This window comes from Pseudomonas sp. 34 E 7 (genome assembly GCF_900005715.1).
Taxonomy (GTDB): domain Bacteria; phylum Pseudomonadota; class Gammaproteobacteria; order Pseudomonadales; family Pseudomonadaceae; genus Aquipseudomonas; species Aquipseudomonas orientalis_A.
Genome location: NZ_CVTX01000082.1, coordinates 231,734 through 253,865, shown reverse-complemented (window position 1 = coordinate 253,865; position 22,132 = coordinate 231,734). Strand labels below are relative to the sequence as shown.

Below are 22,132 nucleotides of genomic sequence, written 5' to 3'. Positions count from 1 at the left end.
TCAGGCTAAGGTAAAATTTGTGAGTTCTCTTAATTGAGAAATTCGAATTTTCGGCGAATGTTGTCTTCACAGTATAACCAGATTGCTTGGGGTTATATGGTCAAGTGAAGAAGCGCATACGGTGGATGCCTTGGCAGTCAGAGGCGATGAAAGACGTGGTAGCCTGCGAAAAGCTTCGGGGAGTCGGCAAACAGACTTTGATCCGGAGATGTCTGAATGGGGGAACCCAGCCATCATAAGATGGTTATCTTACGCTGAATACATAGGCGTAAGAGGCGAACCAGGGGAACTGAAACATCTAAGTACCCTGAGGAAAAGAAATCAACCGAGATTCCCTTAGTAGTGGCGAGCGAACGGGGACTAGCCCTTAAGTGGCTTTGAGATTAGCGGAACGCTCTGGAAAGTGCGGCCATAGTGGGTGATAGCCCTGTACGCGAAAATCTCTTAGTCATGAAATCGAGTAGGACGGAGCACGAGAAACTTTGTCTGAATATGGGGGGACCATCCTCCAAGGCTAAATACTACTGACTGACCGATAGTGAACTAGTACCGTGAGGGAAAGGCGAAAAGAACCCCGGAGAGGGGAGTGAAATAGATCCTGAAACCGTATGCGTACAAGCAGTGGGAGCCCACTTTGTTGGGTGACTGCGTACCTTTTGTATAATGGGTCAGCGACTTATTTTCAGTGGCGAGCTTAACCGAATAGGGGAGGCGTAGCGAAAGCGAGTCTTAATAGGGCGTCTAGTCGCTGGGAATAGACCCGAAACCGGGCGATCTATCCATGGGCAGGTTGAAGGTTGGGTAACACTAACTGGAGGACCGAACCGACTACCGTTGAAAAGTTAGCGGATGACCTGTGGATCGGAGTGAAAGGCTAATCAAGCTCGGAGATAGCTGGTTCTCCTCGAAAGCTATTTAGGTAGCGCCTCATGTATCACTGTAGGGGGTAGAGCACTGTTTCGGCTAGGGGGTCATCCCGACTTACCAAACCGATGCAAACTCCGAATACCTACAAGTGCCGAGCATGGGAGACACACGGCGGGTGCTAACGTCCGTCGTGAAAAGGGAAACAACCCAGACCGTCAGCTAAGGTCCCAAAGTTATGGTTAAGTGGGAAACGATGTGGGAAGGCTTAGACAGCTAGGAGGTTGGCTTAGAAGCAGCCACCCTTTAAAGAAAGCGTAATAGCTCACTAGTCGAGTCGGCCTGCGCGGAAGATGTAACGGGGCTCAAACCATACACCGAAGCTACGGGTATCACGTAAGTGATGCGGTAGAGGAGCGTTCTGTAAGCCTGTGAAGGTGAGTTGAGAAGCTTGCTGGAGGTATCAGAAGTGCGAATGCTGACATGAGTAACGACAATGGGTGTGAAAAACACCCACGCCGAAAGACCAAGGTTTCCTGCGCAACGTTAATCGACGCAGGGTTAGTCGGTCCCTAAGGCGAGGCTGAAAAGCGTAGTCGATGGAAAACAGGTTAATATTCCTGTACTTCTGGTTATTGCGATGGAGGGACGGAGAAGGCTAGGCCAGCTTGGCGTTGGTTGTCCAAGTTTAAGGTGGTAGGCTGGAATCTTAGGTAAATCCGGGATTCTAAGGCCGAGAGCTGATGACGAGTCGTCTTTTAGACGACGAAGTGGTTGATGCCATGCTTCCAAGAAAAGCTTCTAAGCTTCAGGTAACCAGGAACCGTACCCCAAACCGACACAGGTGGTTGGGTAGAGAATACCAAGGCGCTTGAGAGAACTCGGGTGAAGGAACTAGGCAAAATGGCACCGTAACTTCGGGAGAAGGTGCGCCGGTGAGGGTGAAGGACTTGCTCCGTAAGCTCATGCCGGTCGAAGATACCAGGCCGCTGCGACTGTTTATTAAAAACACAGCACTCTGCAAACACGAAAGTGGACGTATAGGGTGTGACGCCTGCCCGGTGCCGGAAGGTTAATTGATGGGGTTAGCTAACGCGAAGCTCTTGATCGAAGCCCCGGTAAACGGCGGCCGTAACTATAACGGTCCTAAGGTAGCGAAATTCCTTGTCGGGTAAGTTCCGACCTGCACGAATGGCGTAACGATGGCGGCGCTGTCTCCACCCGAGACTCAGTGAAATTGAAATCGCTGTGAAGATGCAGTGTATCCGCGGCTAGACGGAAAGACCCCGTGAACCTTTACTATAGCTTTGCACTGGACTTTGAATTTGCTTGTGTAGGATAGGTGGGAGGCTTTGAAGCGTGGACGCCAGTCTGCGTGGAGCCAACCTTGAAATACCACCCTGGCAACTTTGAGGTTCTAACTCAGGTCCGTTATCCGGATCGAGGACAGTGTATGGTGGGTAGTTTGACTGGGGCGGTCTCCTCCTAAAGAGTAACGGAGGAGTACGAAGGTGCGCTCAGACCGGTCGGAAATCGGTCGTAGAGTATAAAGGCAAAAGCGCGCTTGACTGCGAGACAGACACGTCGAGCAGGTACGAAAGTAGGTCTTAGTGATCCGGTGGTTCTGTATGGAAGGGCCATCGCTCAACGGATAAAAGGTACTCCGGGGATAACAGGCTGATACCGCCCAAGAGTTCATATCGACGGCGGTGTTTGGCACCTCGATGTCGGCTCATCACATCCTGGGGCTGAAGCCGGTCCCAAGGGTATGGCTGTTCGCCATTTAAAGTGGTACGCGAGCTGGGTTTAGAACGTCGTGAGACAGTTCGGTCCCTATCTGCCGTGGACGTTTGAGATTTGAGAGGGGCTGCTCCTAGTACGAGAGGACCGGAGTGGACGAACCTCTGGTGTTCCGGTTGTCACGCCAGTGGCATTGCCGGGTAGCTATGTTCGGAATAGATAACCGCTGAAAGCATCTAAGCGGGAAACTAGCCTCAAGATGAGATCTCACTGGAACCTTGAGTTCCCTGAAGGGCCGTCGAAGACTACGACGTTGATAGGTTGGGTGTGTAAGCGCTGTGAGGCGTTGAGCTAACCAATACTAATTGCCCGTGAGGCTTGACCATATAACACCCAAGCAATTTGACTACTCTAACGAGCATCAGATTGCGGTGTGTGAAGACGAGATGAACCGAAAGTTCGACGCTCACAAAACACCGATTGCTATCACATACCCAATTTGCTGAAGCGAGGCCATCTGGTCACGACTCAGTACCCGAATTTCTTGACGACCATAGAGCATTGGAACCACCTGATCCCATCCCGAACTCAGCAGTGAAACGATGCATCGCCGATGGTAGTGTGGGGTTTCCCCATGTGAGAGTAGGTCATCGTCAAGATTAAATTCCAGAACCCCTGTTTGCTAACGCAAACAGGGGTTTTGTTTTGGGCGCTCGAAAAGCATTCCTCGCCGACAAATTTGCACAGTTATTTCTGAACCAGACCACTAGAATAGGTACCTAACCTTTTTTAGAGCCAGAGCCCTATTTATGCCCGATCCGGTTGATGCCCTCCAGGTGTCGGACTTACCGCTGGATGACTTGGTGGCATGCCATGAGTGCGACCTGCTGATGCGCAAGCCCGTGCTCGCCCTCGGTGAAAAAGCTCAATGCCCACGTTGTGGCTACGAGCTATACGCGCACCGTCACAATGTCGTTGAGCGAAGCCTTGCCTTGGTGCTGGCAGCATTATTGCTGTACATACCCGCGAACTTTTTACCCATCATGCAGCTCAATCTACTCGGGCAGTCCTCAGAGGACACCGTGTGGACCGGCGTGGTCGGCCTGTTCAACACCGGTATGCAAGGGGTTGCCATCGTGGTTTTCCTTTGCAGCATGGGTATTCCCCTGCTCAAATTGCTGTGCCAGTTGGCCGTGTTGCTCAGCATCCGCTGGAACATCGGTCGCAGTTACGGACTGTTGTTCTACCGCATCTACCACCATATGAAAGACTGGGGGATGCTGGAGGTCTACTTGATGGGCGTCCTGGTGGCGCTTGTGAAGCTTGCGGACATGGCCTCCATTACGCTCGGCCTGGGTCTGGCGTGCTTTGTCAGTCTTTTAATGGTCCAGGTCCTGCTCGAGGTGGTGATGTCACCTCATCAGATCTGGCAGGCGTTGTCGGGAGAGGATGACCATGCGGGCGATTGATGCAGGCATTCTGGTTTGTACGGAATGCCATGAGTTGAACAAGCAGGACGCGGACGCCGATGAGCAACTCTGCAGCCGTTGCGGTGCGCTGATCCACGCACGTCGCCCCAATAGCCTCATACGTACCTGGGCATTGCTGATTACGGCGGCGATCCTGTATATCCCCGCCAACCTGCTGCCCATCATGACTGTCAACTCACTCGGCCAGGGCGACCCCAGCACCATCATGTCCGGCGTGATCCAGCTGGTACAGCACGGCATGTTCCCTATCGCCGCCGTGGTGTTCATCGCCAGTATCCTGGTGCCCACGTTCAAGCTGGTGGGCATCGGCCTGCTGCTGTTTTCGGTACAGCGCCGTCAGCCGCTGTCCGCGCAACAACGCATTATCATGTACCGCTTTATCGAATTCATCGGTCGCTGGTCCATGCTGGATATCTTCGTGATCGCCATCCTGGTGGCGGTCGTAAACTTTGGGCGACTTGCCAGTGTCGAGGCCAATCTCGGCGCTGCAGCGTTCGCCAGTGTGGTGATCTTGACGATGCTTGCCGCAGTAACCTTCGATCCCCGACTGATTTGGGATAACACGGAGTCGGATGACGACCATGAGTGATTTGCCTAAAGCTAAAACCCGCCCTGCATCCAATTGGTCGGCCATCTGGGTGCTGCCGCTGATTGCCCTGATCATTGGTGGCTGGCTGGGTTGGCGTGCCTACTCCCAGCAAGGTCTCGAGATCCAGGTCCGCTTTGAAAGCGGCGAAGGCATTCAAGTCAACAAGACCGAGGTGGTCTACAAAGGCATGACGGTGGGTAAGGTCAAAGCCTTGGCGCTGGATGACGAAGGCAACAATCGCGGGGTGATTGCCACCATCGAGATGAACAAGGATGTCGAGCAATACCTCAGGACCAATACTCGCTTCTGGCTGGTCAAGCCCAGCGTCAGCCTCGCCGGTATCACTGGTTTGGAAACCCTCGTGTCGGGTAACTACATCGCCGCAAGCCCGGGGGATGGTGAGCCGACCCGCAAGTTCAAGGCGCTCTCCGAGGAGCCGCCGTTATCCGATGCCAAGCCTGGTCTGCACCTGACGCTCAAGGCTGATCGCCTGGGTTCGCTGAACCGTGGCAGCCCGGTGTTCTACAAGCAGATCCAGGTGGGGCAGGTCAAAAGCTACTTGTTGTCCGAGGACCACAGTACCGTCGAGATCAAGGTCTATATCGAACCGACCTATGCCAACCTGGTGCGCAAACACACGCGTTTCTGGAACGCCAGCGGCATCAGCATCGACGCCAATCTGTCGGGTGTGAAGGTCCGCAGCGAATCGCTTTCCAGCATCGTTGCCGGCGGTATCGCCTTTGCCACGCCGGAAAATCGCAAGGACAGCCCGCCAACCGACCCGAGCCTGCCGTTCCGCTTGTACGAGGATTTCGACGCCGCCGCCGCGGGCATCAAGGTCAAGGTCAAGCTCACCGATTTCGAAGGCCTGCAGGCTGGACGTACGCCCGTGATGTACAAGGGTATCGAGGTCGGCAGCCTGAAAACCCTGAAGATCGACCCGGACCTGTCCAGTGCCAGCGCTGAATTGACCCTCGATCCCCTGGCCGAAGACTATCTGGTGCAGGACACGCAATTCTGGGTGGTCAAACCGTCCATCTCCCTGGCCGGCATCACCGGCCTGGAGGCCTTGGTCAAAGGCAACTACATCGCCATCCGCCCCGGTGACAAGGGCACCGCGCCACAACGTGAATACGTGGCTCGCGCCAAGGCGCCACCGTTGGACCTGCGCTCGCCGGGCCTGCACATGGTGTTGCTCACCGACAACCTGGGCTCGCTGGATGTCGGCAGCCCGATTCTGTACAAGCAGGTCAAGGTCGGTTCGGTACAGAGCTACCAGTTCTCACGCAAGAAAAAGCAATTGGTGATCGGTGTTCACATCGAGAAAGAGTATGAAAGCCTGGTCAACGGTTCGACCCGTTTCTGGAATGCCAGCGGTGTCACCCTCACCGGCGGGCTGACCAGCGGTATCCAGGTGAAAAGTGAATCCCTGGCCAGCCTGATGGCCGGTGGTATTGCTTTTGAAACGCCGGAACCGAACGTGCCGCTGAAAAGGCACATCCCGCGTTTCCGCCTGTTTGCCGATCGCGACGCTGCCAATCGGCACGGCACGCTGGTCACCATCAAGGTTGATCGCGCCGACGGCTTGAGCCCTGGCACGCCCGTACGCTTCAAAGGCCTGGACGTGGGCAAGATCGAAAGTGTGGACCTGAGTGCCGATATGCAATCGGTGCTGCTCAGCGCGCGTATCACTCAAGTGGCCGACCGCATTGCACGGGTGGGCAGTCAGTTCTGGGTGGTCAAACCTGAATTGGGCCTGATGAAGACGGCGAACCTGCAGACCCTGGTCACCGGGCAGTACATCGAAGTGCAACCGGCGGCGAAAAACGCCGGCCCGCAGAAGAGTTTTGTCGCCCTTGCGCAACCGCCTGAGGCCGCACATCAGGAGGCTGGCCTGAAACTGACGCTCAGCGCCGCGCGCCGTGGTTCGCTCAAGGAAGGCGTGCCCGTCACCTACCGTGAAGTCACCGTGGGCAAAGTCACCGGCTATGAGTTGGGGCAGACCGCCGACCGTGTCCTGGTGCATATCCTCATCGAGCCCAAGTACGCACCCTTGGTCCGCAGTGGCAGCCGCTTCTGGAACACCAGCGGCTTCGGGCTCGACTTCGGCTTGTTCAAGGGCGCGACGGTGCGTACCGAGTCCCTGGAGACGCTGGTTGCCGGCGGTATTGCCTTTGCCACCCCTGATGGCGAACGCATGGGCAACCCGGCGCGGCCGCAGCAGACCTTTGCGCTGTTCGACAAGTTCGAGGATGAGTGGCTGACCTGGGCGCCCAAGATTCCACTGGGTAAGTAGATCGAGGCGCGGCCATCGGGGGCAAGCCCCCTCCCACACTTTGAATGTATTCACACATCAGAATGTGGGAGGGGGCTTGCCCCCGATGAGGCCCTCAAATCCAACACAAAACCCCAGCCCACAAAAAAGGCCGCGATCCAAAAGATCGCGGCCTTTTTGCCTTTCAACGCTACACGTCAGACTTCATCCAACTCCGGCTCATCGGCCTGCACGTTAATCGTCGCCTTCACCGCATCATGTCGACGAATATACTTCCAGTCCGCCTCATCAATGTAGATCCCGTTCGGCCCGCTGCCGCCTTCCAGGTCGATCGCCACCTGGGCGGACACCTGCGGCTTCACACTGGCCAGGATCGGCACGAAACCCAGCTGCAGGCTGGTTTCCAGCAACGCGGCCTGGTTCTTCTCATCGATATCCGCCGCCTCATCGAGGTAGTACGGCAGGCGCACGCGTCCGGCCTGCTCGCGGTCCATCAAGTGCAGCAACAAGTACATGTTGGTCAGCGCCTTGATGGTCATGGTGGTGCCGTTGGACGCGGCTCCATCGATATCGGTATGAATCACCGGCTGGCCGTTGACCTTGGTGATCTCGAACGCCAGTTCGAACAAATCCTTGAGGCCCAGCTGGTTATGGTTGGCCGCCACCAGGCGGGCCAGGTATTCCTTGGCTTCTTCGTTCTTGTTGTCCTGCTCGGCACTCTGGCTGAGATCGAACACCGACAACGTCTCGCCTTCTTCATACTGACCGGCGCTGTGGATGATCTGGTCGATGTGCTTGAGAGCTTCCTTGTTCGGCGCCAGCACGATGCGAAAGCTCTGCAGGTTGGAGACCTGGCGCTTGTTGATCTCGCGGTTGAACAACGCCAGCTGGTGTTCCAGGCTGTCGTAGTCGCTGCGGATATTGCGCAAGGTCCGGGCGATATCCGTGACCGCTGCGCGGCGTGCCTTACCGAGTGTCAGGGCTTCGTCGGTACGGTGCGCATAGGCGTTAATCAGCAATTGCAGGCGACGCTCCATGTCATCCTCGCTGTCGAACTTGGCCACGCCCTTGAGGCGCACCTGCGCATACAGCGCTTCGATCTGGCCATCGGCGCGCAGCAGGCCTTGCCAGCTGTCCTGATAATCGTTGAGCAGCGGCAGCAGGTTGTCCATGGAGTCGTCGACCGGATCCATGAACGGCGTGCCGAAGGGCAGGTCCGCCGGCAACAGCTGGCGACGGCGCAAGGCGTCGTCCAGCGTACGTTGCTTGGCTTCCATATCACCGATCTGGCGACCGACCAGTTGCAGCTTGGCCGACAACTGCTGGACGCGTTCGGTGAACGCATCACTGGAGCGCTTCAGTTCGTCCTGGGCCGCTTCCATCTGCGCCAGGTGTTCCAGCTTCTCGCCTTCTTCCGCACTCAGGGTTTGCGCACGGCGGAAATCCTCCAGCGCCTTCTGCGCGTCGAGCACCTGCTGGTACAGCGCTTCGGTCTGGGTCTTGCTCGCGGCGCGATCGGAGGCTACGGCTTGCTGAGTCTTGAGTTGCTTGAGCTCTTTTTCCAGACGCTCTTTCTGATCGCGCAGTGCCGCGCGATCGGCCAGCGCCTGCAACGCCGGTGGTTCAATGTGCGAGATGTCGATGGACAGCCCCGGCACTTCGAAACGCTCGCCCTTGAAGCCATCGAGGATCTGCTCCAGGGATTTGACCCACTGGCCGTCCTCGTCCAGCGTGATGCCGTGCTCGCCCAGCGGCAGGCTGAACAAGGAGCTGTTGAACAGGCGCATCAGGCGCTCGACGTCCTGCTGCGAGAATTCTTCGCGCAGCTTGGCGTAGCTGTTGTTGTCCGCGTGGTCCAGCTGCTGCTTGACCGACTTCAAGCGTTTTTCCAGGTCGCGCAGGCGCTCGTCCAAGTCCTCGGCGCTGAATTGCCGGGACTGCGCCAGGGCGCCCGCCAACTCGTCGTGAGCATCCTTGGCCGCGAGCAACTGCTGCTCCAGCACCCTCACATCATCGACCAGCGCAAAGCGATGCTTGAGCACCGACAGCTCGCCCAACCAACGCTGGATGCCACTGATCTCACGCTCCAGGCGCATCAGCTCCTGGGTGCCGCCGCGCTGGTCGTGCTGCAGCGCATCCTGCTCGTTGCGATAGTGCTCGGCCTGGATCGTCAGCTCTTCCTTGCGCGCACTGGCGTAGTCCGACCAGGTGCCCAGCAGCGAATCCAGCAACGGCGACAGACGATGCAATTTGCCGCGCAAAATATCGCGCTGTTTCACGCCATTGGCGAGCGCTTCGACCAACGGCCCGGCGGCCACCAGCGAGTGGTAGTCCTGCTCCATGCGCCGCACATCGCGGAAGGCTTCTTCGCACGCGGCGATGTAATCGACGCTGCCGGAACGCAAGCTGTGTTCGAACGCATCGAGGAACAATTGCTTGAGCTTGGCCGCGGTGATTTCGCGCATGTGCAGCAGGTTGATAAACAGCGCGCGGAACGTTTTCAGGCTTTGTTCGCTGGTGGAACGCAGCGGAATCAGCGTCAGGTCCAGCGGAATCGACGTATGGCCGCCTACCAGCAAGCGACGCAGTTCATCGGGTTTGAGTTCATAGGCTTTCAGGCCTTCGCGCTCAAGGTTGGTGAACAGTTCTTTCTGGCGCAGGCAGGTGTCGTTTTTCTGATAGTGGGCCAGGTCCAGCTTGCCGGCGTAGGCGAAGAACTGGTGGCCGAAGCCACCGCCCGGACCGCGCCCGACCACGCCAATCACGTGCGGGCCGTGGGGCAGTGAGACTTCTACCAGGATGTAGCTGGTGTCGGTGGCAAAGTAGAAGCGCCGCGATTGCTCCAGGGTGTACTTGCCGAAGCTCATGTCCGACATGCGCGCCAGGATCGGGAACTGCAAGGCGTTGATCGACGCGGATTTACCCAGGTTGTTCGCGCCATACACCGACAGCGGCTCTTCCAGCGGGAACAAGCCCAGGCTGTAGCCGGCGGTGTTCAACAGGGCGAAGCGGCGTATGCCGTAGCGTTCCTTACTCATGCGTCGGTCTCCTGTTCTTCGGCAATGGCGCGGGCGAGGGCGTCTTCTTCGCTTTCCTCAGCGAAGTCGCTCAGGTCCAGCGGGTCGTCGGTCTCCAGCAGTTTTTCATCGCTGTCTGCGTCGATGATCACCGGCACCGGCAACGGCAACACGCTGTGCACGCTGGCGGCGAGATCGCGGTCCTGCTGCACCGACAGGCACACATCGAGGAATCGATGCATCGGTGGCAGGAAGCGATAGATGCCATTGTCTTCGCCGGCAAAGCCCAGCTGAGTCATGCGCCGCATGATTTTTTCTTCGAGTTCTTCCTGGGTCTGTACTTCGGCCTGGATAAACAGGTCGCGGTACTTTTCCAGCAACGACGGCAGCTCGTCGCGGCCCAGGCTGCCGCCATCGAGCACGGCGACCGGGTCGCGGCCCTGGTCGGCCAGGTGCTCGACGAGGATGAAGGTGAACAGGGCCAGACGCTGCGCAGTCTTGTTCACCTGCGCGCTGGCGATGGCCGAATCCGGCACGAAATAATAGAAGCCACGGGTATCGCAGACCAGCTCGAAACCCAGGGCCTTGAACAGCGTGCGGTACTGGTCCTGGAAGTTCGACAGCTGCGCGTACAGCTCCGGGTCACGACGGCTGACATGGTAACCCTTGAACAGCTCGCGAAAGATCGGTGCCAGCTGGGACAGTTCGGATAGATCAAGATGCATAAGGCGTGCTCGCAGAATTCTCGGTGGCGTCAACGCCGGCCGGGAGCAGGGCGAAGGAGCGCAGGCTGACCTGGTGCTCGTGTGTGTGATAGTCGCGGCGCTCCAGGCGTTCGCGCTTGAAACGTTTTTCCCGCGAGAGCCGCGAGAACCAGTACAGCAACTCGTCGGTGGCACCGTCCGGTTCCTGTTCCAGCAGCCAGGTCATCAGGTCCGGCATCGGCAGGGCGTCTTCGCAGCGCTCGAGCATTTCCTTGACCGTTCGCGGCGCGCGCTGGGCTTCGCCCTTGTGGGTTTTGTGCGCCTTGGGGAAGCGCGCCGGTTTCGGCTCGAAATTGGCCAGGGCATACACATAGGCTTCCACCTGGCTCGCGCTACCCAGGAAGGTGCTTTGCGGGCGGGTGAACAGCGGCATGGCGGCCTGCGGCACCGCGTCCAGGCCTTTGCGGCGGATCGCCGACAGGGCCAGCGCCGCGCCACGGGTCACGGCATTGTGTCGGCGGGCCTCTTCGCGTAGCGGCAACAGCAGCTCGCGCGCATGGCGCAAGGTCAACTGGGCGCTGGTCTGCATCTCGAGGATGCGCGCATGGGTGCGCAGCAGCATGTCGTCGTCCACCAACTGGCCCAGGCGCTGCTGCTCGGTGAGCATGCGCAGCAGCACATTCTCGACCTTGCGCACGCCTTGCTCGAACGCGCCGTCGGCGTTCACCAGCTGGATCATCGGTTCGACGTATTCGTCCCAGGTTGCCAGCACCTCGGCGTAACGCTGGCGCAACGGGATCTGGCGGTCGCTGGTCTTGGCGCGGTCGGCCACGGCCGCGAGGGCCTGTTCGTCGTTGGCGAGTTTTTTCAGCACATCGCGCACGCGCATATCCAGCAGGCGCAGTTGGCGGGCCAGGTCGTGGCCATCGCGGATGTCGAAGGCGTCCTGGATATAACCGGCCAGGCGCTCGAGGTGGCGCAGGTAGGCTTCGATTTCCAGGCACAGGCCAAGCCGGTGCTCCTTGCGCAGATAAGCCAGGAAGTCGTGGATCTGCGCATTGAGCTCGAAACGGTTCGGGCTCTTGGCGACAGGCACCAGGATATCCAGGCGAATCCACACGTCCAGCAGGCTGGTGATGTCCTGGGGCGTGCTGTCCAGTTGTTGGGCGGCCAGTTGCGCGCGCAGTTCGCTCAGGCTCAGGGTGCCTTGGTCGAAGTGTTCGCACAGTGGCTCAAGTAAGGCCCAGTGTTCGGCGAGGGCGCGCAGGACGCGCTTGGGTTCGATCATGGGAATGGCCGGCTGGTTGGCGATTAAAAGTCGCGATTGTACTGCATCGGGCGCGGGATTTATCCACAGCCGGTCAGTGTGCAGTGGGCGATTGTTGCCGAACAGCGGTAGAATCCCCGCTCTTTAGTTATCCACAAGTGGCCGAGCTGTGCTTATCGAGTCCCGACGTCGCGCTTACTTGAGCGCCATGCAGGTGGTCAACTGGCTGCCCCGCACCGAACTGCCGTTTGCCGCGCCCTCGCGGCCCGAGCTGTTGCAGGTGCCTGAGCCCTATGAGGCGTTCGAGCCTTCAGGCGAGGAAGCCGCCGCGCCGGTTGCGGTGGTCAAGCCTGTGCCCGACGTGCGGGCGACGGTGGAACGCACGAAAATCGAGGTGCCGCGCCCGTCACCGGTGGTCAAGGCGGTGGTTGCCGAGGAGGCGGCCCCGGTGGTCAAGGCCCCGGTGGTGCCGCCGCCACGCTTTGCCCTGCAACTGCTGCGCGCGGGCCGTTGCCTGCTGCTGGTGGAATTACCCACCGGCGAACGTTTCCAGTCGCGCGACCCCGCTTACCTGCTGCTCAAGGATATGCTGCGCGCCGCCGGCCTGCCCGACAGCCCGCAAATTGTCGGCGACCCGGTGCGCTGGCCGCTGTTGGTGCGCGGCACCATGGACCAGGGCCCGGAAGCCGCGCGGGATTTTGTACAGAGTTTTGTCTCGGCACGCCTGGAAGACGAACCTTGCGTATGCCTGTGGCTGATCGGCCTGCCCGCCGTGCGCTTTGCCGGTCAAGCCAATGCCGAAGCCTGGTACCGCGAACTGCAGGTCGAGGGCCTGGGTTCGGTCTGGGCGCTGCCGGGCCTGGAATTATTAATGGAAGAGCCACAGCGTAAGGCTGATGTCTGGCAAGCCATGCGCCGGCTGATGGCGCGCTGGAAAACAACCGATGAGTGAGGCTTTATCCTTTCGCCCGATGACCGAGGCCGACCTCGACGCCGTGCTGAAGATCGAATACGCAGCGTTCAGCCACCCCTGGACCCGTGGCATCTTTCTCGACGGCCTGGGCAAATACCAGATCTGGCTGATGTTCGAAGGCGAGCAGCAAGTGGGGCATGGCGTGGTGCAAATCATCCTCGATGAGGCGCACCTGTTGAATATCACCGTCAAGCCGGAGAACCAGGGCCGAGGGTTGGGGTTGGCGCTGCTGGAACATCTGATGTCCCGCGCCTACGCGGCCAACGCGCGCGAATGCTTCCTGGAAGTGCGTGACAGCAATACCGGCGCGTTTCGCCTGTATGAGCGCTATGGCTTCAATGAAATCGGTCGTCGCCGGGATTACTACCCTGCCGTGGGCGGCCGCGAAGACGCGGTCGTCATGGCCTGTACGTTAGTCGACTGAACACCGAAATCCATGTGGGAGGGGGCTTGCCCCGATAACGGTGTATCAGTGACAGATAAGCGCCTGACACACCGCTATCGGGGGCAAGCCCCCTCCCACATTTGACGGCGTTTTGTCAGCGCTTGCCGGTGAGCGGGCCAGGTGGGGCGCCAGCGGGATTATTACCCGGCGGTGAATATGCGGTCGTCATGGTCTGTACGTTAGTCGACTGAACACCGAAATCCATGTGGGAGGGGGCTTGCCCCCGATGGCGGTGTATCAGTGACAAATAAGCGCCTGACACACCGCTATCGGGGGCAAGCCCCCTCCCACATGTTGAACTGCGTTGTGTCAGCGCTTGCCGTTGAGCGGGCCAGATGGGGCGCCGGCGGGATTATTACCCGGCTGTGAATATGCGGTCGTCATGGTCTGCACGTTAGTCGACTGAACACCGAAATCCATGTGGGAGGGGGCTTGCCCCCGATGGCGGTGTATCAGTGACAAATAAGCGCCTGACGCACCGCTATCGGGGGCAAGCCCCCTCCCACATGTTGAACTGCGCCGTGTCAGCGCTTGCCGTCGAGCGGGTCCAGGTTGGCCAATTCGGCCTCGTCCAGGCCATTTCCGCCGCCGATATCTTCTTCACCCACAACGCTCAGATCGTAGTCAGCCGCGCTGTCTTCACCGGCTTCCCGCGCATCCCGCGCGCCATCTTCATGGATCAGGGTTTCCGGGCTCATATCGTCATCGGTCGACTCATGATCATCCGTCGAAGCACCGGTCATGCCCGCTTCGCGCACCCGCTCGTCGGGCATCAGGTGCTCGCGCTCGTCACTGGGGATTTCATCGCCGATCTGGGCCGTCTGGTCTTCTTCATCAAAATCGAGCTCGCGCATCGAACCCATGCGGTCTTCGTTATCGTCAATCGGTTCGGGCTGCGCAGCGCCGTAGGGACGTCGTGATTCAGTCATGGCCAATCCTCATACTGTGGGGCTTATAGTGAGTGGACAGGCTGTGTCCCCCAAAGATTCAAGCTAATTTGCGCCACGCGTGACCCGGACGAGGGCTTGTCAGTCACAAAACTGCGCATCATTCCTGAGGCTTCCCTGATGAACGAACTACAAGACCTGCTAGATAACAACGAACGCTGGGCGGATGCGATCAAACAGGAAGATCCCGAATTCTTCGCCAAGCTCGCCCGCCAGCAAACCCCGGAATACCTGTGGATCGGTTGCTCCGATGCGCGTGTACCGGCCAATGAAATCGTCGGCATGTTGCCCGGTGACCTGTTCGTGCACCGCAACGTGGCCAACGTGGTGCTGCACACTGACCTCAACTGCCTGTCGGTGATCCAGTACGCCGTCGATGTGCTCAAGGTCAAACACATCCTCGTCACCGGCCACTATGGCTGTGGCGGCGTGCGTGCCTCGATGCAGGACCGCCAGTTCGGCCTGATCGACGGCTGGCTGCGCACCATTCGTGATCTCTACTACGAAAATCGCGACGTGCTGGCCCAGTTGCCCACCGAAGAAGAGCGCGTAGACCGCATGTGCGAGCTGAACGTGATTCAGCAGGTGGCGAACGTCGGCCATACCAGCATTGTGCAAAACGCCTGGCACCGCGGGCAGAGCCTGTCGATTCATGGCTGCATCTACGGCATCAAGGATGGCCGCTGGAAGAGCTTGAACACCACCATCAGTGGCTTCGAGCAGCTGCCGCCGCAGTACCGTCTGCGGCCGCTGGGCGAAGCCTAAGACCGTTGATGCTCGCGCCACCAGGCCATGTAGGCCTGGCCTTCGGCGTTCAACGGCTCCTTGCTGCCGGTGATCCAGCCCCGGCAGTTCGGCTCGCCGCAATGGCAGCCGAACTGCCGGAACAGCGCGTCTTCGGTTGCGGCGTAATCAACCGTCAACGCGGTACCGACGGGGACGGGCTGTGCAGTCCACAGTTCCAGGTAAGTGGTGTCCAGGAACACGTTTGGGCTGCACGAGTGCTGCAACAGGCCGCAGAACCAGGCGTCGTACAAGTGAATGCGTGGCGATAGCTGCAGCGTATGCCGGCGGCGCTCGCTGACGGCATACCCGCAAATCCTGGCGATGCGCACGCCTTTGCCGAAGGCGACGCGGGCCTTGATGACGGCGGGCGTCCCCTGAGTGCCTTGCACGAGCTGGAAGTGTTCGCTCGAGGGGTAACCCTCGTCGACACCCAGCGTCTTGAACGGGTAAAGGCTGTCATACACAGCCGCTTCAGCCTTATCCCTGGCGCGAGTTTTCATCTCTCTCCTCCTAGGGCTGCATGGAACTGCGGGCGTTAACTGACGGCCAATCTCTTGCAGTAAACGGGTGCCGCCCAAGACTCGCCCAAGTCGCCGCCGATTTCTACTGTCAAATCTGACAGTAGAAATCGTTGCCACGGCTTACAGCGCGGGTGGCGCGAGAGAGGGGAGCGGCGCGGGACTGCGCAGCTGTTTCAACTGTTCCTTGAGGGTGGGCGTGGCGCATTTGGCGTTGGCCTGCTCCGCCGTCAGGCTGCGCACCGAGGTGTAGAACAACTCGCAGGTCTGCTCTTTACGCGTGACCTGCCAGGTATTCATGCATGCCTTGAGCAACACATTCGCGTCGCTGGCCGGTTTCTGGCCCATGCCAGCTTGCCAGCAGGCCGCGCTGAGGTCCTGGCCCATCACTTTCAGGCCGGCCTCATCGGCCTTTTGCTCATTGCCGTCATAGGTGTCCGGGCTGGCGGCATACCAGATGTAGCTCGGGTGGTTGGCACCGAGCACCGAAACCGGCTTGCCCGGTTCCGGGCTGATCTGCACCAGCCCCAGCACCGCCACGGTCTGCCCGTATTGTTGCTTGATCCAACTGCGCACCGGCGCGCCGAAGGCCACCATTGGCAACGCACCGTCCGGGCGCAGGCTCAACTCCTTGACCATGCGCGTCTGGTAGTCGGTGAAATAGCTGTAGACCGCTTCCAGGTCTTTACCGGCATTGGACGGGGCGGCGATGGGCGCGATATCGATAATGGTCTGATAGGCCGGGGTGTCGCCGGCAGCAATGCCGTTGCTGGTGAGCAAGGTTGCCCAGCGGTCGGTGGTGGCCGATTCCAGATAGTCCTGGGCCTGGGTCAGCGAGTAGTCCGGCGGGAAGTGCAGCAGCTCGATGCTTTTGCGGTTTTCCAAGGCCATGCCCAACGGCAGGAACAGGTACCAGTTGTAGGCCCACTTGCCGTCGCTGTTGAGCCGGCTGGCGCCGTGGTACGCCAGGTCAGCCGTATCGAGCAAGGTGGTCAGGGGCTTGCCGTAGCCGTCCGGCACGCCGCTGAAGGTTGCTGCGACCTGGCCGTCATGGACCTTGACGCTGACCTTCGCCCGGCTGTAGCCGTCACGTTGCAGGCTCTGGTTCAAATAATGCTCGGCGGTCTGCTCCAGCGTCCAGGGCCGAAAGCAGATCACGTTGCAGTTATTGGGAAACGCAAATAATCGGGTGACACGTTGCGTGCTGCCCAACGGTACTTCGATGTCGGCCTGTACGACCGCACTGGCCAGCAGTGCGGCCAGGGTCAAGGCCAGTCTGGTCGATTTGAACATGGTTGGTTCCTTGTCAGCGAAAGCCCGTCTGCGCGGGATGAAAGCCCACCTTCACACAGTAGCGGCTGACCAGGAAAACCGCGTGCTAAATCGCTGCGCGTGTCGCGATTGGATACGTGAACCTAAACGCTGAACTGCAAGGCGTTGCTCAAATCCCCCATGGGTTTCTGGCCGCGAGCGCGCATTGCGTCGTCCCTTTGCTTGAGGCCGTCCAGGGTTTCCAGCTCAAACACGCGGGTGATCAAGCGCAGGATCGAGGCGGTGTCATACACCGTATGGTCAACCGTGCCTTTGCGCGCGAACGGCGACACCACCAGCGCCGGAACCCGCGTGCCCGGGCCCCAGCGGTCGCCCTTGGGCGGTGCCACGTGGTCCCACCAGCCGCCGTTTTCATCGACGGTCACCACCACCACCATGTTGTTCCACTGCGGGCTTTCCTGCAGCACCTTCAGGGCACGCACGATATGACGGTCGCCCGAGGCCACATCGGCATAGCCGGCGTGCATGTTCAGGTTGCCCTGGGGCTTGTAGAACGTCACAGCGGGAAGTTTGCCCGCCTGGGCATCGGCGAAGAATGTGTTGGTGCTCGCCTCATCGCCCAGGCCGCCGTCGCGCAGGCGTTTGTCACGTTCCGCGCGGTGCTCGGGGCCCTGCTGCTTGAAGTAGTTGAACGGCTGATGGTGATACTGGAAGTTCGGAATCTTGGGAATACCGCCCGAGTCCTTGAATTGATCGAGGGTGGCTTGCCACGCGCCCGCGTACCAGGCCCAGTCGATGTTCTTTTTCGAGAGCTTGTCGCCAATGTGTTCATGGGTTTGCGGCACCAGCACGTTGGGCAGGTCCGGTTTGGAGTAATCGGGGTTTTGCGGGTCGCGGATCCAGGTCGGCCAGTAGGGCGGCGCCAGTGTGTTGACCGCGTAACCGTCCGGGGTCAGGGCGCTGGGGCCGAACTGCGGCGGGCCGGCCATGGCACTGGCCGGCGAGGTGTCCAGGGGTTTGAGGCGCGGGTCGCCGGGGTCGTCGCTTTGCAGCGTGGCGATCTGCGCCTTGGCTACCGACTGAGCCGCATTGGGATAGGTCGGTGCGGTGGCGCTGATCAGGTATTGATGGTTGAGGAACGAGCCGCCGAACGCGCCCTGGAAGAAGTTATCGCACAGCACGAACTCCCGGGCCACGTCCCACAAGCGCAGAGAGTAACGGCTCTGGGCGTAATGGCCCATCACCAGGCCGCCGGAATCGCCCCAGGCCACGAAGCCGTCATTCTTGCCGCCGTTGATCTGCATCTGGTTCTGATAAAACACGTGCCACAAGTCACGGGTCACCAGGCTCAGCGGCAAGTCCTCGGCATTCGGGCCCTTGAGGGCGAACGGTGCGTTGGGTAGGTTTTCCTGGAATTGCACGGCGCTCGGGTAGGTCACCCCATCTACGCTCTGCGGGCCCGCCTGCAGGACGCCGCCCCAGGTCTGGGGGAGGGCCGGCAATACGCTGCCATCGCGGTCGCGTTGTTGGTAATCAGCGGCGGACAGCGCCGAGAGGGGTTTCTCCAGCCCTGGGAAATCGGCAAACAGATTGTTGAAGCTGCGGTTCTCGGCGTAGATCACTACGACGGTCTTCACCTGGTCGCGCAGGGCCTTGTCCAACTCCGGCGCTGTGAGTGGGCGCGCCGCCGGTTTTTCCGGTGCCTGGCCGGCATTTCCACAGCCACTCAAGGTTGCGCCCACCCCCAGCACCGCAGCGCCCCCCAGGAATCGCCGGCGACTGCTGTCAACCGGCGCCTGGCCTACGGAATCTGTGGAAGGGCGATCTACGTGCTCGTCACTCATTGCGCGGGAGTCCTTGGCGAGGTGTTGCAAGATGTTTCGCAGGACGGTAGCAATGCAATGTGACGGGATTAAGGCAGTTACAAGATGCAAGCTTGAAGCTTGAAGCTGAAAACTTGCAGCTTGCGGCTGCTCCTAAGGCATCACCGGCGGCAAATACGTCAATGTCGTCCCCAACGCCCATAGCAAGAACAACACCAACGGCGTGTGCACAAGCAATTGCACAAACGAAAACCCGATCAGATCTCGCGCCTTCAACCCCAGCACCCCGAGCAACGGCAGCATATAGAACGGGTTGATCAGGTTCGGCAGCGCCTCGGCCGCGTTGTAGATCTGCACCGCCCAGCCCAGGTGGTATTGCAGGTCATTGGCCACCTGCATCACGTAGGGCGCTTCGATGATCCACTTACCGCCGCCGGACGGGATGAAGAAGCCCAGCACCGCCGAGTACACGCCCATCAGCAGGGCGTAGGTGTCGTGGGATGCGATGGAGGTGAAGAACAGCGAGATATGGTGCGCCAGGGTCTGGCCGTCGCCGCCTTTGACCACGGTCATCAGCGCTGCAATCGAGCCGTAAAGCGGGAATTGGATCAATACGCCCGTGGTGGTCGGCACGGCGCGGGCCACGGCGTCGAGGAAGCTGCGCGGGCGCCAGTGCAGCAGCGCGCCGACCATGATGAACAGGAAGTTATAGGTGTTGAGCCCCGAGATGGCGCTGATTGCCGGTTTGCTCGAGAACTCGTGGAACAACCAGCCGGCCGCCAGCAGCGCCAGCGCAATCGTCAGCAGCGGGCTGTGCTCCAGCCATTCGCCGGGTCGGGTCGGCGCCTGCGGCTTGGGCAGGTTGAACGCGGGGTCGACGCCGCAAGCCTTGGCATCACGCGCGCTGTTCGGGCCCGGCGCGGTGGCGTAGGCGATGATCAGCGAGACGATGATCAGGGCCAGCAACATCACGCCCGATTGCCACAGGAAGATGGTCTCGGTAAACGGGATCATTCCAGTGATCGCCAGGATCGACGGCGGCAAACTGGCCGGATTGGCCTGCAACTGTGCGGCCGATGACGACAAGCCCAGTGCCCACACGGCGCCCAGGCCCAGATAGGCCGCGGCGCCGGCGGCACGGTAGTCCATGCGCAGGTCCGTGCGACGCGCCAGTGCACGCACCAGCAAACCGCCGAATACCAGGGAAAGGCCCCAGTTGAGCAGGGAGGCCACCATGGAAATCAACGCGACCCAGGCCACGGCCGACCGGCCGTTCTTCGGGATGCGCGCTAGGCGGTCAATCAGCTTTACCGCAGGCGGCGAACTGGCCACCACATAACCACCGATCACCACAAAGGCCATCTGCATGGTGAAGGGAATTAGGCTCCAGAACCCATCGCCAAACGCCTTGGCGGCTTCGGTGGGCGCGGCGCCCATGCCCAGGGTGGCCACGGCGACAATGATCACGGCGAGGGCGGCGAACACCCACGAGTCCGGGAACCAGCGCTCGGCGAAGTTGGAGCAGCGCAGGGCAAATCGGGCATAGCGGCTTTCTTCGATAGCATCGGCCACGAGTCTTTCCTCTTGTATTTATTATGGGGTGGGCAGTTTTGCGGCATGTTCCGCTACGTTCATTGATTTGGGAATGTAGTTATCTTCATCGATCAATGAGTAAAACAAATATATCCACCGCGATTGCCATCATCCGGTTCAGCTCATAATCTGCACGCCATTTTGTTTGTCTGCCGAGCATGCACATGACTGCCACCGCTTCTTCACAGGCGCAGCGTTTCTCCCGCTCCGACTACAAAACCCTGGGCCTGGCCGCCCTCGGTGGCGCCCTGGAGATCTATGACTTCATTATCTTCGTGTTCTTCGCGCTGACCCTCAGCCAACTGTTTTTCCCCCCGCAAATGCCCGAGTGGCTGCGCCTGTTGCAAAGTTTTGGCATCTTCGTCACCGGCTACCTCGCGCGCCCGCTGGGCGGCATCCTGATGGCGCACTTTGCCGATCACCTGGGACGCAAGCGCGTGTTCAGCTTGAGCATCCTGATGATGGCCTTGCCCTGCCTGCTGATCGGAGTCATGCCGACCTACGCGCAAATCGGCTATTTCGCACCGCTGATCCTGCTGGTGCTGCGCGTATTGCAGGGCGCCGCCGTGGGCGGTGAAGTGCCCAGCGCCTGGACCTTCGTCGCTGAACATGCCCCGCGCAGTCATCGTGGGTATGCCTTGGGGTTCCTGCAGGCCGGGCTGACGTTCGGTTACTTGCTCGGCGCGCTCACGGCCACGTTGCTTGCACAGGTCTTCACCCCGGCCGAGATTCTCGACTATGCCTGGCGTTTCCCCTTCCTGCTCGGCGGCGTGTTTGGCGTGATCGGCGTATGGCTGCGCCGCTGGCTCAACGAAACGCCGGTATTCCTCGAAATGCAGGCCCGCCGCCAGGCTGCCGCCGAACTGCCACTGCGCACCGTGTTGCGCGACCACCGCGCCGTGTTGCTGCCGGCGATGATCCTCACGTGCGTGCTGACGTCGGCGGTGGTGGTGCTGGTGGTCATCACTCCGACCATGATGCAGAAAACCTTCGGCATGAGCCCCAGCCACACCTTCGCCTTGAGCGCGTTGGGGATTGTGTTTCTCAACATCGGCTGCGTATTGGCCGGCCTGCTGGTGGACCGCATCGGCGCCTGGCGCGCGGTGCTGGTCTACAGCCTGCTGCTGCCGGTGGGGGTGTTTATCCTGTATGCCAGCCTGATCAGCGGCGGGGTCTGGCTGGGCGCCGCCTATGCCGTGGCCGGCTTGAGCTGCGGGGTGGTGGGCGCGGTGCCGTCGGTGATGGTCGGGCTGTTTCCGGCGCAGGTGCGGGTGTCGGGGATTTCCTTCACCTACAACATTGCCTACGCGCTATGGGCGAGTACCACACCGCTGCTGCTGATTGCGCTAATGCCCACCAGTCCGTGGATTTGCGTGGGGTATTGCGTGGTGATGGGGGCGGTGGGCGTGGCGAGTGTGGCGGTGTTCGGCAAGCGACATACCCTGGTTGGCTAAGACTCAGGTCAGGACGATGATCGTGATTCATGTGGGAGGGGGCGTGCCCCCGATAGCGGTGTGTCAGCCAGCCTGTCTGTCGCTGATACACCGCTATCGGGGGCAAGCCCCCTCCCACATTGGTTTTGTAGTGTTTTCAGGTGCGTGGCATGCATTCGATGGTGCGGTTTATTACCGTTTTGGCCATTTCCAGCAGATGCCATGCGGCATGGATTCTTGCGCGGTCGTGGGGTTGCAGGTGATCGCAACAGTCCCACACCGTGGCCGATGCGCTGTGGATCAGATGGGAGATATAAAGTTGGGCGTCTTCGAAGCTGAGTTCTTCATTGACGACGAGGCAATCCATGGGTGGATCGGGGAGTGCTTTGGTCATGG

At 60.0% G+C, this 22,132-nt stretch carries 16 protein-coding genes and 2 rRNA genes; 9 read left to right on the top strand and 9 right to left on the bottom strand.

Going from position 1 to position 22,132, the window contains the following annotated elements; all coding sequences use genetic code 11:
* The first annotated feature begins 98 nt into the window (after positions 1-98).
* The 5 genes from BFP96_RS05155 (at position 99) to BFP96_RS05135 (ending at position 6,979) form a co-directional block, all read left to right on the top strand.
* Positions 99-2,990: ribosomal RNA gene (locus tag BFP96_RS05155) — 23S ribosomal RNA — on the top strand.
* Between the two features lie 157 nt (positions 2,991-3,147).
* Positions 3,148-3,263: ribosomal RNA gene (gene rrf / locus BFP96_RS05150) — 5S ribosomal RNA — on the top strand.
* 150 nt (positions 3,264-3,413) lie between these two features.
* On the top strand, positions 3,414-4,073 hold the full coding sequence (locus BFP96_RS05145) for a paraquat-inducible protein A (RefSeq protein WP_065888082.1): 660 nt from the start codon (positions 3,414-3,416) through the stop codon (positions 4,071-4,073).
* A complete protein-coding gene (locus BFP96_RS05140) occupies positions 4,060-4,683 on the top strand; it encodes a paraquat-inducible protein A (RefSeq protein WP_065888081.1) in 624 nt (207 codons plus the stop codon). Before BFP96_RS05145 ends, BFP96_RS05140 begins: the two co-directional genes overlap by 14 nt.
* On the top strand, positions 4,676-6,979 hold the full coding sequence (locus BFP96_RS05135) for a PqiB family protein (protein WP_065891763.1): 2,304 nt from the start codon (positions 4,676-4,678) through the stop codon (positions 6,977-6,979). The genes BFP96_RS05140 and BFP96_RS05135 overlap by 8 nt, the downstream gene beginning before the upstream one ends.
* 176 nt (positions 6,980-7,155) lie before the next feature.
* Here the strand turns inward: BFP96_RS05135 and mksF are convergent, their stop codons facing one another.
* Genes mksF through mksB form a run of 3 tightly spaced genes read right to left on the bottom strand, consistent with a single transcriptional unit; the run spans position 7,156 to position 11,967 of the window.
* The gene (gene mksF / locus BFP96_RS05130) at positions 7,156-9,996 is read right to left on the bottom strand and encodes an Mks condensin complex protein MksF (RefSeq protein WP_065895811.1); all 2,841 of its coding nucleotides are present in this window, start codon (positions 9,994-9,996) and stop codon (positions 7,156-7,158) included.
* Positions 9,993-10,700 (bottom strand): Mks condensin complex protein MksE, encoded by a 708-nt coding sequence (gene mksE / locus BFP96_RS05125; protein ID WP_065891759.1) that lies wholly within the window; start codon positions 10,698-10,700, stop codon positions 9,993-9,995. Before mksE ends, mksF begins: the two co-directional genes overlap by 4 nt.
* Entirely contained in the window at positions 10,690-11,967 is a 1,278-nt protein-coding gene (mksB, locus tag BFP96_RS05120) for an Mks condensin complex protein MksB (protein ID WP_057725923.1), read from the bottom strand. Before mksB ends, mksE begins: the two co-directional genes overlap by 11 nt.
* Positions 11,968-12,154: 187 nt before the next feature.
* Between mksB and BFP96_RS05115 the strand changes: the two genes are divergently transcribed.
* Together BFP96_RS05115 and rimI are read left to right on the top strand one after the other, a co-directional pair.
* Positions 12,155-12,898: an energy transducer TonB gene (locus BFP96_RS05115; protein ID WP_065895810.1), complete on the top strand. Its 744-nt coding sequence runs from the start codon at positions 12,155-12,157 to the stop codon at positions 12,896-12,898.
* A complete protein-coding gene (gene rimI / locus BFP96_RS05110; RefSeq protein WP_003188286.1) occupies positions 12,891-13,343 on the top strand; it encodes a ribosomal protein S18-alanine N-acetyltransferase in 453 nt (150 codons plus the stop codon). Before BFP96_RS05115 ends, rimI begins: the two co-directional genes overlap by 8 nt.
* A gap of 545 nt (positions 13,344-13,888) precedes the next feature.
* On the opposite strand, the gene BFP96_RS05105 is transcribed toward rimI, so the two are convergent.
* Positions 13,889-14,293, bottom strand: coding sequence for a serine kinase/phosphatase (locus tag BFP96_RS05105; RefSeq protein WP_065895809.1), 405 nt, complete (start codon positions 14,291-14,293; stop codon positions 13,889-13,891).
* Positions 14,294-14,431: 138 nt separating this feature from the next.
* Between BFP96_RS05105 and can the strand changes: the two genes are divergently transcribed.
* Complete coding sequence (can, locus tag BFP96_RS05100) at positions 14,432-15,076, top strand: carbonate dehydratase (RefSeq protein ID WP_003188288.1); 645 nt, start codon at positions 14,432-14,434, stop codon at positions 15,074-15,076.
* On the opposite strand, the gene BFP96_RS05095 is transcribed toward can, so the two are convergent.
* The 4 genes from BFP96_RS05095 to BFP96_RS05080 all read right to left on the bottom strand — a co-directional run bounded on the left by BFP96_RS05095 (position 15,073) and on the right by BFP96_RS05080 (position 20,282).
* Positions 15,073-15,597 carry an SET domain-containing protein-lysine N-methyltransferase gene (locus BFP96_RS05095; protein ID WP_065895808.1) on the bottom strand — a complete coding sequence of 175 codons (525 nt, stop codon included), beginning with the start codon at positions 15,595-15,597 and terminating at the stop codon, positions 15,073-15,075. The two genes, can and BFP96_RS05095, sit on opposite strands and share 4 nt — an antisense overlap.
* 141 nt (positions 15,598-15,738) lie before the next feature.
* Positions 15,739-16,908 carry a hypothetical protein gene (locus BFP96_RS05090; protein ID WP_065935760.1) on the bottom strand — a complete coding sequence of 390 codons (1,170 nt, stop codon included), beginning with the start codon at positions 16,906-16,908 and terminating at the stop codon, positions 15,739-15,741.
* A 122-nt stretch (positions 16,909-17,030) separates the two neighbouring features.
* Positions 17,031-18,731: an acid phosphatase gene (gene acpA, locus BFP96_RS05085; protein ID WP_065935759.1), complete on the bottom strand. Its 1,701-nt coding sequence runs from the start codon at positions 18,729-18,731 to the stop codon at positions 17,031-17,033.
* A 132-nt stretch (positions 18,732-18,863) separates the two neighbouring features.
* Positions 18,864-20,282 (bottom strand): short-chain fatty acid transporter, encoded by a 1,419-nt coding sequence (locus BFP96_RS05080; RefSeq protein ID WP_065896595.1) that lies wholly within the window; start codon positions 20,280-20,282, stop codon positions 18,864-18,866.
* A 185-nt stretch (positions 20,283-20,467) separates the two neighbouring features.
* Between BFP96_RS05080 and BFP96_RS05075 the strand changes: the two genes are divergently transcribed.
* Entirely contained in the window at positions 20,468-21,757 is a 1,290-nt protein-coding gene (locus BFP96_RS05075) for an MFS transporter (protein ID WP_065896596.1), read from the top strand.
* Positions 21,758-21,893: 136 nt separating this feature from the next.
* On the opposite strand, the gene BFP96_RS05070 is transcribed toward BFP96_RS05075, so the two are convergent.
* Positions 21,894-22,130, bottom strand: a complete 237-nt coding sequence (locus BFP96_RS05070; RefSeq protein ID WP_057725915.1) for a hypothetical protein — start codon at positions 22,128-22,130, stop codon at positions 21,894-21,896.
* Between the last annotated feature and the right edge of the window lie 2 nt (positions 22,131-22,132).